We start from the raw sequence: 15,429 nt of genomic DNA, 5'->3' as shown, positions 1-15,429 counted from the left end.
GCTATTCCTCATCTTCGTACCCTAAGCGGTACATTACATAGTCGTTATATCCGGTCAACACATTGATAAGCCCGGTTAATTGTTTATCCAATTCCACATCGCCGGTATCAGCAAGCAGTGGTCTGCCATCCAGTTGTTGTAATTTGGCTTTACTGGCAATAAGCAGAATATTGTTGCGACCTACCGCTCGGATCACATCAGGCGAGAGTTGCTGATTTCCTCGGCCAAACACATGTCCCTGCCCACCAATTAAGGTAATGATCAATTTGCTGGGATAATTTGTCACCAGGTCGGCCAGTTGCTTAGCTGTAACATCACTGGCGATTAGCTTGCCATTTTCAATCACATCGACGCCCAGCAAGGTATTGTCTAAACCCAACTCGGCCATCACCGCAGCAACCGTTGAGCCCGACCCCATGACATAACGTACATTGTCTTCCAGTTGACTAACAACGTAGGCGGCTAAGTCTGCAAGCACCAGCTCTTCAGACTCACGCCCGCCCATTTTAACGCTTTGTACATAACGCAGCTGAGCAGGAATACGCATTTCACCAAAGCGACGGGCTTTTACTACCCCACTTCGGAACGCTTGCTCATCAATATCCATTACGGGGGCTTCACTTAATGAAACCAGCTCCCCTGCCACCAATTTTGCTACCAGCTTACCGGCAGCCTGCGGCGATATAGCATAGACACCAGAGTGAATTTTCACTCCAGCAGGGATCCCCAGCACAGTAGTGTGTTCAGCAACTGCCGCACAAATGTTACGCGCAGTGCCATCACCGCCGGCAAACAACAATAAGTCGGCGCCTTGTTGGCATAAGGCCTTCGCTGCAGCTTCGGTGTCTTGTGCCGTAGAAGGTGAACTTAGCGGCTGATAAAGCACTTTATAGGTTAAGCCCAGCTCAATGCAGACGTTCTCACCCATGTCGCCAGCTACGGTAAGCACTTCAAATTTATCGCGTTGCTCTAGTAACGCTTCCAAAGCCGTTTTGGCCCGATTCATCGCCTGCGGCACTGCACCCAGTGCCAAAGCCTGCTGTGCCTGACCATCAGACCCTTTTAAGCCAACACTGCCACCTAACCCCGCCAGTGGGTTAATAATAAGCCCCAGTTGAAACCGACTTGCCATAGCCAGACACCTTTTACAGCATAGAAAAAGGTCGCTATTGTAATGCCTTCACTACAACTTTCACAGCTTAGAAGCAATATCCTGCGAGAACACCGTAAATCCAAGTGTTTTTTCAGGGACTTAATTGCATATCTAATAGGTTTAAGCTTTACTCATTTACACCGTGGGCGAAGCAGCTGCCCCAGCAGAGGTAGTGTGATGTTATTGAATTCTCTAAGATTTAAATTAACCGCTGGCGTGGCTATATTGACCGCTATTAGCATTGGCAGTATGACGTTAATTGGCTGGTACTCAATGAACAGCTCAAGCGAGTCTGCCGTAAATAACGTGCGTCAGGCCGTAGGGCAAGCGGCACAAAATATTCTTCGTGCCGAAGCAGAAAAAACAGCGTTAGAAACTGCTGCACTGCTGAACCGTAATTATGACATTGCCAAGAATTTAGCCAGCATAATGGCGAATACGGCTATTGGCAGCGGCCAGACACCCTACTCTCGTGAACAAGCTCAGGCAATTGCCGGCAACATACTCCAGGTAAATGACGGTATTTCGTCGATATACAGCCAATATGAACCTAATGGTTACGATAACCGCGACAGCGAGTTTGACGCCAATACCCCACACAGCTCAAAACAGGGCACATTGGAAGTATATTGGATCAGGGAAAACAATGGCCTGAAATTTATTCAAACCGAAGACCCGTCTATTAAATATTTAGACAACCGTAATGAACTGGGGCTACGAGAGGCAGAGTGGTATTTATGCAGCCGCGATACGCTAAAACCCTGTTTAATGGAACCCTATGTATTTGAAATTGAACCCGGCAATGAAGCGCTTTTAACATCACTGGTGTATCCGGTTGTCACAAAAGGGACTTTCCGTGGCGTAGCTGGTGTTGATATGAACTTGCCCGTATTACAACAGGGACTGATGCAACAGGCTGGCAAACTATACGACGGCAAAGCACAGATGTATTTAATTACCGGGCGCGGCATGTTATTAGCCAGTAACCGCTTTGCCGACCAACTTGGCAGTGCGATGCCTAAACTCGATAACAATCTTTATAACCAGCTACAAAACGCGGGAACAGATGTATTTGAATATAACGACCAACTGGTGATTAAAAGCCCCATTCGCATTGAAGCATCCGGCTCACAATGGTTTAGCATTATTGCCGTACCCAAAAAACTGGCATTGCGCGCGGCCGACGAATTGGCGACGCAGCTAGCTGCTGATGCGCGCAGCACAGCGCTAACCATGGTCAGTTTTGGTGTATTGCTGCTATTAGGCATCATGGTACTTTTGACTATTTGGTTACGCGCTGCCACACGCCCAATCGCAGATATGAGCCAATTAATGCATCAATTGGCTGGGGCAGATGGCGATTTAACGGTTCAACTTTCGGCTACCAGCCACAGCGAGTTAAACCTGATGGCTGAGGGCTTTAATGCTTTCGCAGCTAAATTGCGCGACATGATCCAATCGCTAAAAAGTGCATCGGGTGAATTGCAGCAACAAAGCCATTTAATGGTTAGCACCATCGACAAGACCAGCCAATCTACCTCAGTACAGGCCAGTGAAATTCAAAATGTGGTTACCGCTATGCACCAGATGAGCGCCACAGCAAATGAAGTTGCCAGTCTTGCCAGTAGTACAGCGTCGGGTGCTCAGCAATCAATACAAGATCTGAATGAAGCCAACCGTTTATTGCAAAACACGGTGGATGAATTTAAAGATGTTGCACGCAATTTTGATAACAGTAGTAAGAAAGTGGCAGCAGTAGCCACCAGCAGTCAGGAAATTAACCAGATCACTGAAGTTATTCAGGCTATAGCCGAGCAAACAAACCTGTTGGCATTGAACGCGGCCATTGAAGCGGCCCGTGCCGGCGAACAAGGCCGTGGGTTTGCCGTTGTGGCTGACGAAGTGCGCTCTCTTGCCGCTCGGACGCACAGCTCGACTGATCAAATTAAAACGTTAATCGACGGTTTGCAACGTCAGGTTAAAGACACTGTTCAACAAATCAGTGTAAGCACGGCAAGTGTAGACAAAACCGTTGCTGAAGCAGAAGTAGCCTATGAAAAGCTGTCTATGGCTACAGCGGGTATGTCGACAATCTCAGACAATGCATTCCAGGTAGCTGCTGCTGCAGAGCAACAGAACCAGGTTAGTGAAGAAATTAACCGTAATGTTACCGCCATTGGTGATGCCACCAGAGAGTTAGAGGCATTGGCTCAGCAAAACCTGGGGATCAGCAATTCTATTGATAAGGTCACAGCGAAAATTGAGACACAACTGAACAAGTTACGCAGTTGAGGGCATGTCGCTAATTCAAATATTAGCCAATTAGGGTAAACACGATGAAAGCAATGTTGTTAGCTACCGCGCTATTAAGCAGTACCGCAGCGGCCACAGAAAATTGGAGCTTTACTTTAACGGGTGCCAATAATTACTTGTTTAATGGCGTAAGCCAGACCGACAAAAATCCTGCACTACAGCCAGGTTTGAATTGGGATGCCGGCAATGGTTTTTATGCCGGCAGCTGGGCATCAAATGTTGATTTTGGTGAAGGGACTAACCTGGAGTGGGATGTTTATGCTGGCTACTACACCGAGCTGAGCAATGGTTTGGGTATTGACGCCGGTTTTGCCCAATACACTTATCATGGCATGAGCGAAAGCGATAAACTGAATTTTCCAGAGCTTTATCTGAAACTGGCTCACAGTGGTTTTAACCTGAACCTATGGTACAGCTACGACTACTTTGGTTTTGGCGGTGGCCATTACGTTATTATGCTAAATAAAACTATTGCGCTTAACGATAACTGGTCATTGTTACTGGGTGTTGACCAATCTACTTCAACCGATACCGACAAGTATAACTGGGAAGGTGGTAGTAGCTTTGAACACTGGCAAATTATGCTGCAAACTCAATATGCAGGATTAGATATCGCTTTTGGTTATCATGACACCAGTTTAAAAGACCGCTGGGGTGATGCCGCCATTCTGCTGACATTAAGCAAAACATTTAGTTGGTAAGTTGGCTGGGCTGTGTTTTGGTTTGGTTTGGTTTAGTTCGGTTAAGCGACCGGCTTTTGTTTGGGTAAGCTTAGTGCCAATATTGTTGCCAATAGCGCTAATAAAGCAGCAATATTAAACGTTAAACTGGCACCATTGCCGTTTTGCCAAAGAATTCCAGAGAAGTAAGCGCCAATGGCGCCGCCGCCGCCAAAAATAATACCGGCATATAATGCCTGGCCACGACTGCGTAATTTCTTCGGAAAAAACTGCTGGATAAACTGCATGGCACAGCTGTGTGCAATGGCAAAACTGCCCGCGTGCAGCAGCATACTAAAACACAGTAACCACACATTGTCGGCAAAAGTGGCCAACAGATACCAGCGCAGCACAGTAACGCCGTAACATATTCCAAGCAGCAAACGGTAGCTGCGGTTTCGCATCAGGTTGCCGGCAAAATAAAACGCCGCTATTTCCGCTGCGATAGACAAGCCTATAAACAAACCTGTCTCGGTACCGCTGTAACCCAAATCACGACTATATAAAGTAAAAAAACCATAAAACGGAGCAAAACTCATTTGCAACAGCAACGCAGCCAGCATAAAACGCAGTAACACACTGTTTTGCAATAATTTACTAAAGGATACGGTTTCACTAGTGAGTTCGGCAGCTACGCTGACATGAGGCAACAAGAATAGGCTGGCTAACAACAGCAGTAAAAATAATAACGCCGATATGGGCAAAAACTCGCTACCATAACGCTCGAACAACCAGCCCCCCAGCATGACCAATACAATATAGCCAACACTGCCAGCGGTACGAATGCGGCTATAAGCTTGCGTATCATCATTGAGGAAGGTAAAAGCAGAAACTTCCAGTTGCGGCAAAATAGCCGTCCAGAAAAAGCTAAACAAGGCAAACCCTGCTAGTAATGGCCAAAAACCATAGTCGGCAAAGCTACTGAGCCAGCCAACACTTGCCAGCAATGCGCCGATACGCATGACCCATAACGGTTTACCGCTACGCTCTGCCACCAGCGCCCAAACGCTAGGCCCTACAATTCGACTGGCGGTTACTATTGCCAATAGCAGACCAATATCTGCCGAGCTTAACCCCCGGCCATCGAGAAACAGGCCGAAGTACGGTACAAAAATGCCCAGCACACCAAAATACGTAAAGTACGCCAGTACTAAGGCTGGCCGGGCTGAAATACCGAACATGTTGTCTGGTTAGTCTCTATTGAAACGGGCGATATCTGGCGTATTAACCTGTACATGCATGTTTTGTGCACGGTGGCGCAAAAAATGATCCATCAGCACTATCGCCAACATCGCTTCAGCAATAGGTACCGCACGGATGCCTACGCAAGGGTCGTGCCGACCTTTAGTAACCACATCGATAACTTCACCCTGAATATTTATACTTTTACCGGCAATACTGATGCTAGAGGTGGGCTTAAGCGCCATGCTAACCAATATATCCTGACCAGACGAAATACCGCCCAATACACCGCCGGAGTGGTTCGCGGTAAACCCTTGTGGCGTGAGCTCATCACGATGGGTAGAACCGCGCTGCTCCACTACCGCAAAGCCATCGCCAATTTCTACCGCTTTTACCGCGTTGATGCTCATCATGGCGTGCGCAATATCGGCATCCAGCCGGTCAAAAACCGGCTCGCCCCACCCTACGGGTACGTTGCTGGCGACCACGTTAACTCTGGCGCCTACTGAGTCTCCGTCTTTTTTCAGTTGACGCATATAGTCGTCCAATGCCGCTAACTTTGCTGGATCCGGACAAAAAAACGGGTTGTTGTGCACTTCATCCCAGTTCAATGTTTCCACTTTAACCGGGCCAAGCTGGGCTAAATATCCGCGAATTTCAATACCGCATTGTTCACGCAGGTACTTCTTCGCAATGGCGCCAGCGGCAACACGCACTGCTGTTTCACGCGCAGAAGAGCGGCCACCACCACGGTAGTCGCGAATACCAAATTTATGCCAATAGGTATAGTCGGCATGTCCAGGGCGAAACTGTTCTTTAATGTTGGAGTAATCTTGTGAGCGTTGATCTGTGTTGTCGATAACCAACCCTATACTGGCACCGGTGGTGGTGTTTTCAAACACGCCCGATAGAATTTTTACGGCATCTTCTTCCCGACGTGCCGTGGTGTAGCGCGAGGTGCCAGGTTTACGCCGGTCTAAGTCAAGTTGTAAGTCTTCGGCAGTCAGCGCCATACCAGGCGGACAGCCATCAATAATACCGCCGATGGCAGGGCCATGGCTTTCACCAAACGTCGTTACTTTAAATAACTGTCCAATCGTGTTCCCGGCCATGTCTACTCCTTAAATAAATGCTGACAACGCTCAAGTTCTGCTTTAGTAATTGCGAATACACCTAAGCCCCCATGGGCAAACTCAAGCCAATCAAAATCGACATCAGGGAAGTCCTGTTGTAACTGCACCATGCTGTTTCCTACCTCACACACCAGAACGCCGGCGTCAGACAAATGAGCTGCGGCTTCACGTAAAATGCGCCGCGTCAGTGCCAGGCCATCTTCACCCGACGCTAAACCCAATTCAGGCTCATGTCGATATTCGTCGGGTAAGTCGGCCATGTCTTCGGCATCGACGTAGGGAGGATTAGTTACAATTAAATCGTACTTAGCGCCCGCAAGCGCTTGATAACCATCAGACAAAATAGGAAACACACGATGCTCAAGGCCATGATTTTCAATGTTGTACTGAGCCACTTCTAATGCGTCGGCACTAATATCTACGGCATCGACTTCAGCGTCGTCAAAGGCGTAAGCACAGGCAATAGCGATACAGCCCGATCCCGTACATAAATCCAGAATATGCTTTGGTGTGTTACTGCCAAGCTGACGAATAAACTTGTTTGCAATAAGCTCTGCGATGGGAGAACGCGGCACCAGCACCCGTTCATCAACATAAAATGGTAAACCGGCAAAATACGCTTGTTGCGTTAAATAAGCGGCAGGCAATCGCTGTTCTACCCGTTGCTGCAGCAGACCGACAAACGCCTGTCGCTCTAACCGGGTTAGGCGAACATTAAACAGTTTTTCATCGGTAAATGGCGGTAAATGAAGAACATGAGCCAACAAGCTGGCTGCTTCATCCCAGGGGTTATCCGTGCCATGACCAAGATAGACATCAGCCTGATTCAGCCGGCTAACGGCAAAACGCAGCCAGTCATGTACAGTAGTAAGTTCAGCGACTGCGTCGCTTATCAGTTCGGGGGTAAACAGCAATTCGCCAGTATCGGACATGATGGATTTAAGCTCTTTTTGTAAAAACCGGTCAGTTTGAGTAGACTTGCGCCATGCAAAAAAAAGTCAATGTTACTACAGCAGGCATTAGTGCCGAAGACAGCCAGCTGTTTCGTCAGTCGATAACAGGCGCACGCCCTATGGCGCAAGACAAGATACCGCCTGTTGCCGCCCCTCGCAAGCTAAAAAGACGTACAGACGTCTCAAGTAAACAGCTTGGCGATAATTTGTTCTATTTTTCTGATGAATTTGAAGGTTACATTGCAAATGGCCCAAATCTCAGCTGGTTGAGTAGTGGCGAAGACCCTCATTTGCCGGGCCGTTTACGTCGTGGCGAGTTTCAGCCTCAGGTTGTGCTGGATTTGCATGGTATGACAACATTAGAAGCCAAAACTGAACTCGCTGGTTTATTAGCCTATTGTCATAAGCAACACCTAAACTGTGCCTGTGTCGTGCATGGCAAAGGTTTAGGTATTCTAGCCAAAAAAGTACCTAACTGGTTAATTCAACATCCACATGTCCGAGCTTTTCATACTGCCCCAAAAAGCTGGGGCAAGCACGGTGCAGTATTGTTGTTGCTACGCCTGGAAGAGTAAATGTGCAGCTATACGCTAAGCAGTGAAAGTTCCTGGGGTGATAAACGCTCTAACAAGCGACCAGATACCCCCGGCCGGTAATCAATACAAGCCAACTGCCCAGTGCTAAATATCGGCGCCTGATCAGGCAGAGTAAAAGCCTCAACCAAAAAGCTAACCAATGGCATGTGTGACACTAGTAATACTCTGGCATCAGGTTTTTCGCTGATACGGGCGTCAAAATACGCTTTAAATAGGGCCGCATTACCTTCGGGCACTAATTCAGGCAAAATTTCAAGCTGGCTAAACGGACCTTGCTTGGCTACCATTAGTTCGGCGGTTTGACGGGTTCTCAGATACGGGCTGGCCCATACCCAGTCAAACAGAGCATAGTGTTGATGTAACCATACGGCCATCTGGTTGACTTCTTGCTGACCACGAGCAGTTAGCTGACGCTGACTGTCTTGTGACGATAGCGGTTCAGCCTCGCCGTGACGCATAATAACGAGATTTACCATTTAATAGACACCATACTGCTCAAGGTTCCCTGTTAACTGACAGTAGACAGATAACAATACGCCGGGTAAAAATTGTGCGCTATGATAATGAAAGTTGTCTCCAAGCGTAACTGCTATTAACGCATAAAACTTAAGTTGTTTATTACTTATTGCTATGACACTGTGGTTATCTGCTTGCATAACCATAGCTTAAAAAGGGAGTTCTATTGGAAAATAACCAAATATTGCAAAGCCCTAACGACAATAGCAGCTATAAATATCTGACACTCGCAAATGGGTTGGCAGTGCTGTTGGTCCATCAGGCAGACAGTGAAAAAAGTGCAGCAGCGTTAACCGTTAATGTAGGGCATTTTGATGATCCGGTGTGTCGGGAAGGTTTAGCGCATTTTCTTGAGCATATGTTATTTTTGGGGTCGGCAAATTATCCGGGCGCAGGCGACTATCAGCAATTTATCAATCATCATGGTGGTAGTCATAATGCTTGGACTGGCACTGAACACAGTAGCTTTTTCTTTGATATTGATACACATTTTTATGACGAGGCCTTAGCCCGTTTTGCAGACATGTTTAGCCAGCCGCTGTTTAGTAGTGAATATGTTGAAAAAGAACGGCATGCCATTGAGGCAGAGTTTTCGCTTAAGTTAAAAGATGACGGTAGACGTATTTATCAAGTCCACAAAGAGACTATCAACCCCGAACACCCGTTTTCGAAATTTTCTGTTGGCAACTTACTTACACTGGCCGACAACGAACAAAGTAGTTTACAGCAGGCGTTACTGGATTTTTTTGTGCAGCAGTACAGTACCAGTCGCATGACGTTGACACTGGTATCATCCCTTGAGCTAGCTCTGCAACAACGTCTGGTTGAACAGTATTTCAGCGCCCTGCCTGCGCATTTACCCGCAAAAACCGCATTAGATGTGCCGTTGTACTTGCCTGAACATCAGGCCGTTCAACTCAATATTCAGCCACATAGAGACACGCAAAAACTTGTGGTTAGTTTCGCCATGCCGGATATTCAGCGCTGGTATAAGCATAAATTGATTAGCTTTATCGCACATTTACTGGGTGATGAAGGCCCTGGCTCACTGTTAAGTTGCTTAAAAGAACAAGATTTAGTTAACCAACTCAGCGCCGGTGGGGGTATTGATGGAAGCAATTACAAAGACTTTACCATCGCCTTTGAACTTACTGAAAAAGGCCTTAACGCCCGCGATGACATATTATCAACCTTATTTAGCGCGCTGGCCGCTCTTAAAGCACAGCCTCTTCCTGAAGCACTGTTTGCAGAGCGACAAAAGCTATTGCGCTGGGCCTATTTGTACCAGGAACCTGCAACAGCACTGCAAACGGCTAACCATTTATCGGTTAGCATGCAGCACTATCCGGTAGAAGATATCATTTTTGGCGACTACAGGATGGAACTGCCCACAGAGGCACTTTATCAACAAATACTGAGCTATTTAACCAGTAGCAATATGCGTTTAATGCTAATTGCGCCTGGCGTACAAACTGATCAGCAAGCCCGTTGGTATAACACGCCCTATAGCGTCATGCCCTTACCCGCCGAGCTGTTAAAGCAACTTGATATGGCTAAGCCCATACCCCAGCTGCAGCTCCCCCCACCTAACCCTTATATCGACGGTGACATTTCATTATTAACAGATACCGAACACATGGACAGTCCTCGCTGTATCAGAGAAACTGACGTGTTAAGCGTGTGGTACAAAGCTGACACAGATTTTGCCAGTCCAAAAGGCCATATTTTCGTGCAATTAAGTCTGCCGGGCAGCATCGGCGACTGCAAACAGCTTGCCGCGACACGATTATGGGTAGAACTGTTTCAGGATAATATTAACCAGCAGTTTTACGCCGCTACCACCATAGGACTTATGTATCATCTGCATGTACAACGCCAGGGTATTAGCCTTCATACCAGCGGGTTGGCAGCCAATCAATTACGCTTGCTGCAAGACTTACTTGGCCAGATGTTGCACCAACACTTTTCTGAACCGCGTTTTGAAGAATTAAAGCGTCAGCTGGGTCGTCATTGGCGCAACAGCACTAAAAACAAGCCGGTAGCACGGTTATTCAGCCAACTTTCGGCTGTTTTACAGCCCTTAAACCCAGAAATAGATTTGCTAGCTGATGCATTAGAACAGCTGAGCTTTGAGCAATTTATCGCGTTTCATCAGCAATTATTACGCCAGGTGCATATTGAAAGCTTACTGCTGGGCAACTGGACGAATGACCATGCACTGCAGTTAGAAAAAATGCTAACGCAATGGCAATCTCAACTCGTTAGTACCGGGCCTAAACTGACCAATCCAGCATTTAACATACAGGGGCACGGCCCCGTTTGGTTAAATCAGGATGTCGATCATAACGATCATGCATTAGTCATTTATTTACCGGCACCAGAGGCCACCCCGGAGCAAATGGCACTCTTTATGTTAGCAAACCATGTGTTGTCCCCAGAGTACTTCCATCAATTAAGAACCGAACTGCAACTGGGCTATCTGGTAGGTACCGGTTATGTGCCAATAAATACGTTGCCTGGTATAGCATTTTATATTCAGTCACCTAATGCAGACTGCGAAAAACTGTATGAGGCTACGGTAACATTTTTTCGCTCTTTTCTGGCGGATACAAAGGCATTGACCCAGGAAGAATTTATCGAAATTAAACAGGGTGTGTTAGCTCAGCTTAATGAACGTGATACCAGCTTGGGTGCAAGGGCTAAACGCTATTGGCTGGCGCTGGGGCAACAAGATTATAGTTTTGCACTAAGCGATCGCATTATTGATGCGATGCGCCAACTTACATTGACAAAATTTATTGAATTTTTGCAGCAGTTATTGCTACCCGATTACGATGCAATTTTTCTGGCAACCGATGGTAAACCGAAACATAGCCATCTACAATTTTGTGATGCAGCCAGCCTAAAACAACAATTACAGAAAACACAAATTGCTTTTGACACTAATAGTAAAGTTATATAACGTGAGTGTAGTTATCGTCACGTAGTTGTTATAAGTGATATTAAAAACAAAAATAACCATAGTAATCAGTGCCTTTTTATTGGGCACTTTTTCTTTTGGTTTATACGCCATCGGCTGGGATTATTCACAAAATTACACACTGACACTTGTGTTGCTGTTTTCATTCGCGGCCCTGATACTGGCGCATGTCAGTATCATTAAAATGCGACGCTATCAGCTTAAACTTGAGCATAGTGAAGAGCGTTTGCGTTTGTCTATGTGGGGCAGCGGTGACGAACTCTGGGACTGGAAAATAAGCTCCGGCGAGTTATATCGATCTAGCTCTTGGTTAGATCCCGTTGAACTGCGCCCACGTGCACAAGACTTTCCACCGAATAAAGCCCAAATTCATCCACAAGACCTATCACGGGTTGCAGAGCTGCTGCAAAATCACCTTGATGGTAAAACCGGTCATTTTGAAGCAACTTACCGGCTTAAAACCGCAGACAACAGTTGGACATGGGTACTGGATAGAGGTAAAGCAGTCGCCTTTACGGCCAATGGTAAACCCAGCAGAATGACCGGTACCTTAAAAAATATTCACCAGATCAAGCAAACTGAAGAGCAATTGCAATTATTTGCCCGTTGCTTACAAACAATTTCTGATGCCGTAGTGATTTGTAACACCGATTTTCAAATCCTCGAAGTGAATCCATCATTCAGTAAAATCACAGGTAAAAGCCGGGAACAAAGCCTTAATCAACGCTTTGAGCTAAGTCTTTACCCCAGCCGTTTTATGCAAGATATTCGCCAGCAAATGTTAATAACAGGCACCTGGAGCGGCGAAATTCAGGAACAACATGTCAATGGCGAGTTGTATCAGGCAGAGTTGACCTTTGCTCAAATTAAAGATGAGCAAGGCAATGTCAACCAGTACGTCGCTGTATTCTCTGATATTACCGAACGTAAGCAACAAGAAGCAGAACTCAAGCAGCTTGTTAGTACTGATACACTCACTGGTTTACCAAACAGAGCGTTGTTTATGCAAAAACTCGCTGAACTGGTTAAGGCAGAAACAGAACACGCACTGTTGGTGTTCGATTTAGACAACTTTAAAAAAATCAATGACTCACTTGGACACGAACTAGGTGACAACTTACTGTGCAAGTTATCAAATCGGCTTACTGGCTACAGCAGTTACCACAACAAGCTATATCGGTTAGGTGGGGATGAATTTGCTATCTTACTCGATCAAACTAATGACCTGCATCAAATCACCACACTGGCCAAAGAGTTGTTGATGCAAATTAATCAACCATTATTGGTTTCTCAGCATGAACTCGCCATTACCAGTAGCGTAGGGATAGTCTTGTTCCCCGACGATGGCGCAGATCCACAAGCGTTGCTGCGTAACGCTGACACGGCTATGTACCATGCCAAAAGCCAGGGCGCAAACCGCTATTTATTTTTTAATGACTCAATGAACAAGCAGGCGGTTAAACGGTTACAGCTAGAAAATTTAATCCGTCACGGCTTAAAAGAGGATCATTTTGTTGTTTACTACCAACCCAAAATGGATATTCTCAGTGGACAGCTTGTTGGCATGGAAGCACTGGTACGATTTATTACACCAAAAGGCGGTATTATAAGCCCGGCCAACTTCATTCCTGTGGCCGAAGAAACCGGCCAAATTATTGAGATTGGCGAAGTCGTTCTACGTAAAGCGTGTCTTGCGGTTAAAAGCTGGATTGATCAAGGTTTATTTCAGGGACGGGTAGCGGTTAATTTATCTTCACGCCAGTTTAGTCTGCCTTTTTTATGTGAACTAATTGATGACACGCTGCAGCAAACAGAGCTCCCTTCCTACCATTTGGAACTGGAAATAACTGAAGGAACAGTTATGCAATCGCCACCTCAAGCCATTGAGGTAATGAAAAAACTAAGGGCACGAGGCATTCATCTTGCCATGGACGATTTTGGAACTGGCTATTCCTCATTAGCTTACCTAAAGCAATTTCCGCTTAATACTCTTAAAATTGACAAAGCCTTTATCGACGATATGAACACCGCTCGTGGTCGTAATATGGTAGATACCATCATGACGATAGCGCATAACCTGAGCTTGAGTGTGGTTGCCGAAGGGGTTGAACTTGAAACCCAGCTTGAGATACTGCGTAAACTGCGCTGTGACGTAATACAGGGCTATTACTACAGTAAGCCCCTATCAGAAGATGGGTTTAAACAATTTTTGCTTGAGCAGAAGCACAAGCGCACTAAACTCACCGCAGTTCCAGCCTCCAGTTAGTGTTTGCAGACTCGCACTAACAAAAAAGCCCCTGTCAGAGGGGCTTTAAGCTAGTTAGTCGGAGTCTGTTTCGACGTAAGAAAAATCGTCACTGCCATCAGCAATACGTTTCTTACCAAACACGGTATGAAACTTACGCTTCTCCGCCAATCGCTGTTTATACTTCATCCAGGTTTTTTCAAACGCTGAAGTAGCAGGCTCTTCGCCTTTACACACTGCAATGAAACGTTGCTCTTCATCATTCACTGGCGCACGTTTACCCTGCTCCAGATCCTGCATTGCCACCCCATGTTTCTCTAGCATGTTGCCTTCTGCCAGAGTAAAGCGCCCGGACCGCGTAAATCCTTTTGGGAAATTACCGTCATCGAAAAAGCGACGGTTAGCGACAAAACTTTGCTGCATCACTTTTTTCCTCTAATCTCGTTGAATATCAAGCCAGCCTGTTTAAACTGTGCGGAGTATGGTTAACAAAATTACTGTCGTAAAACAAAAATTTTTTATCGACACCATAAATTTATAAAAGGATTCGATTTGGATACCGAACTGCTTAAGACCTTTATTGAAGTTCAACGCACACGACATTTTGGTAAAGCCGCTGAAAATCTATATTTAACTCAGTCTGCCGTTAGCTTTCGCATCCGTCAGCTGGAACAACAGCTAGGTGTAAACTTGTTTAGCCGCTATCGCAATAACATACAGCTAACGGCGTCAGGCGAGCGCCTATTGCCTCATGCTGAAGCTATGTTGACCGCGTTGCAGCGTGCAAAGCAGGAGGTTGCTGTTAGCGCAGAACAGGCTATACAGTTGTCTATAGCTGCAACAGCGAATGTTTGGGATGCCTTTTTACTACAAGGCTTTATTAACATTCAGCACGCCTTACCGGGCCTTTCGTGGCGCGCTGAGTCGATGGGTAAAGATCAAATAGCAAGACAAGTATTAGAGCGTCATCTGGATTTAGCCTTGCTATTTGATGCCCCTAAAGTAGATGAAATGCAGATTGAAAAGCTGGGAGATATCAAGCTGCTTCCCGTAACGACCTTTAATGACACCAGCGCAAAATCGGCAATGCAACGCCAATATATTCTGGTTGACTGGGGCACTGCATTTGACATTCAACATGCCCGGTTTTTCCCTGAACTACCACCGCCCTATTTGCGAACTGGCAGTGCCCGTATCGCGCTTGAACTAATGCAGCACAGTGGTGGTTCTGCTTATCTACCTGATACTATGGTACACAGCTTGCTGGCAGATAAAAGTTTAACGCTGATTAACGATGCACCCGTGATGACACGGGAGCTTTTCGCCATTTCTTTACCTAAAGCCGCTCAGCGCAATCAAATTAGTGATATCGTCACACAATTGCGCACAGCGCTGCAAAGTAGCGGTAAATCAGGGGCGGAATAGTACCGTATTTCCGGCACGTATTTTGCGCAATTGTAGCTGTTTATGGCTGTTAAACAGCGGTAATAACAATGGACCCGTGATAAGCGCTGCCAGCGCCCATTTCATGGCTTTCATACCACTACGTAACGCTGCAATATAGATCCCTGCGGCGGTGATCAGCCACAAGACAGGTAACACTAGCACTTATTAGCTCCTTCAATACAACAAGGGCGCT

The 15,429-nt window shown here is 46.3% G+C and carries 13 protein-coding genes; 6 read left to right on the top strand and 7 right to left on the bottom strand.

The window, feature by feature from the left end:
- Window position 1: 1 nt before the first annotated feature.
- On the bottom strand, window positions 2-1,132 hold the full coding sequence (locus ORJ00_RS02440; protein WP_306125379.1) for an ATP-NAD kinase family protein: 1,131 nt from the start codon (window positions 1,130-1,132) through the stop codon (window positions 2-4).
- 198 nt (window positions 1,133-1,330) lie between these two features.
- On the opposite strand from ORJ00_RS02440, the gene ORJ00_RS02435 reads away from it, so the two are divergent.
- A complete protein-coding gene (locus ORJ00_RS02435) occupies window positions 1,331-3,445 on the top strand; it encodes a methyl-accepting chemotaxis protein (RefSeq protein ID WP_306138882.1) in 2,115 nt (704 codons plus the stop codon).
- Between the two features lie 44 nt (window positions 3,446-3,489).
- The gene (locus tag ORJ00_RS02430; protein WP_306138881.1) at window positions 3,490-4,167 is read left to right on the top strand and encodes a TorF family putative porin; all 678 of its coding nucleotides are present in this window, start codon (window positions 3,490-3,492) and stop codon (window positions 4,165-4,167) included.
- Window positions 4,168-4,208: 41 nt separating this feature from the next.
- On the opposite strand, the gene ORJ00_RS02425 is transcribed toward ORJ00_RS02430, so the two are convergent.
- Genes ORJ00_RS02425 through prmB form a run of 3 tightly spaced genes read right to left on the bottom strand, consistent with a single transcriptional unit; the run spans window position 4,209 to window position 7,432 of the window.
- A complete protein-coding gene (locus ORJ00_RS02425; RefSeq protein ID WP_306138880.1) occupies window positions 4,209-5,366 on the bottom strand; it encodes an MFS transporter in 1,158 nt (385 codons plus the stop codon).
- Window positions 5,367-5,375: 9 nt separating this feature from the next.
- A complete protein-coding gene (aroC, locus tag ORJ00_RS02420; protein WP_306125376.1) occupies window positions 5,376-6,479 on the bottom strand; it encodes a chorismate synthase in 1,104 nt (367 codons plus the stop codon).
- A 2-nt stretch (window positions 6,480-6,481) separates the two neighbouring features.
- Window positions 6,482-7,432 carry a 50S ribosomal protein L3 N(5)-glutamine methyltransferase gene (prmB, locus tag ORJ00_RS02415; protein WP_306125375.1) on the bottom strand — a complete coding sequence of 317 codons (951 nt, stop codon included), beginning with the start codon at window positions 7,430-7,432 and terminating at the stop codon, window positions 6,482-6,484.
- A 53-nt stretch (window positions 7,433-7,485) separates the two neighbouring features.
- On the opposite strand from prmB, the gene smrB reads away from it, so the two are divergent.
- Window positions 7,486-8,028 (top strand): endonuclease SmrB, encoded by a 543-nt coding sequence (smrB, locus tag ORJ00_RS02410; protein WP_305973343.1) that lies wholly within the window; start codon window positions 7,486-7,488, stop codon window positions 8,026-8,028.
- Between the two features lie 8 nt (window positions 8,029-8,036).
- Here smrB and sixA read toward each other — a convergent pair whose 3' ends face one another.
- Window positions 8,037-8,525 carry a phosphohistidine phosphatase SixA gene (gene sixA, locus ORJ00_RS02405; RefSeq protein ID WP_305973345.1) on the bottom strand — a complete coding sequence of 163 codons (489 nt, stop codon included), beginning with the start codon at window positions 8,523-8,525 and terminating at the stop codon, window positions 8,037-8,039.
- 206 nt (window positions 8,526-8,731) lie between these two features.
- Here sixA and ORJ00_RS02400 point away from each other — a divergent pair, with 206 nt between their 5' ends.
- Both ORJ00_RS02400 and ORJ00_RS02395 read left to right on the top strand, forming a co-directional pair.
- Window positions 8,732-11,527 carry an insulinase family protein gene (locus tag ORJ00_RS02400; protein WP_306138879.1) on the top strand — a complete coding sequence of 932 codons (2,796 nt, stop codon included), beginning with the start codon at window positions 8,732-8,734 and terminating at the stop codon, window positions 11,525-11,527.
- 34 nt (window positions 11,528-11,561) lie between these two features.
- The gene (locus ORJ00_RS02395) at window positions 11,562-13,811 is read left to right on the top strand and encodes a putative bifunctional diguanylate cyclase/phosphodiesterase (RefSeq protein WP_306125373.1); all 2,250 of its coding nucleotides are present in this window, start codon (window positions 11,562-11,564) and stop codon (window positions 13,809-13,811) included.
- A 54-nt stretch (window positions 13,812-13,865) separates the two neighbouring features.
- Here ORJ00_RS02395 and ORJ00_RS02390 read toward each other — a convergent pair whose 3' ends face one another.
- Window positions 13,866-14,213, bottom strand: a complete 348-nt coding sequence (locus tag ORJ00_RS02390; protein ID WP_027670846.1) for a MaoP family protein — start codon at window positions 14,211-14,213, stop codon at window positions 13,866-13,868.
- A gap of 129 nt (window positions 14,214-14,342) precedes the next feature.
- On the opposite strand from ORJ00_RS02390, the gene hdfR reads away from it, so the two are divergent.
- Window positions 14,343-15,215, top strand: coding sequence for an HTH-type transcriptional regulator HdfR (gene hdfR, locus ORJ00_RS02385; protein ID WP_306138878.1), 873 nt, complete (start codon window positions 14,343-14,345; stop codon window positions 15,213-15,215).
- Here hdfR and ORJ00_RS02380 read toward each other — a convergent pair.
- The gene (locus ORJ00_RS02380; RefSeq protein ID WP_027670844.1) at window positions 15,201-15,398 is read right to left on the bottom strand and encodes a hypothetical protein; all 198 of its coding nucleotides are present in this window, start codon (window positions 15,396-15,398) and stop codon (window positions 15,201-15,203) included. The genes hdfR and ORJ00_RS02380 overlap by 15 nt on opposite strands.
- Window positions 15,399-15,429: the final 31 nt, after the last annotated feature.

Origin of the sequence: Rheinheimera baltica, from assembly GCF_030731985.1 — a bacterium.
In the GTDB taxonomy this organism is placed as follows: Bacteria; Pseudomonadota; Gammaproteobacteria; order Enterobacterales; family Alteromonadaceae; genus Alishewanella; species Alishewanella baltica.
This window is presented reverse-complemented; position numbering and strand designations above follow the sequence as displayed.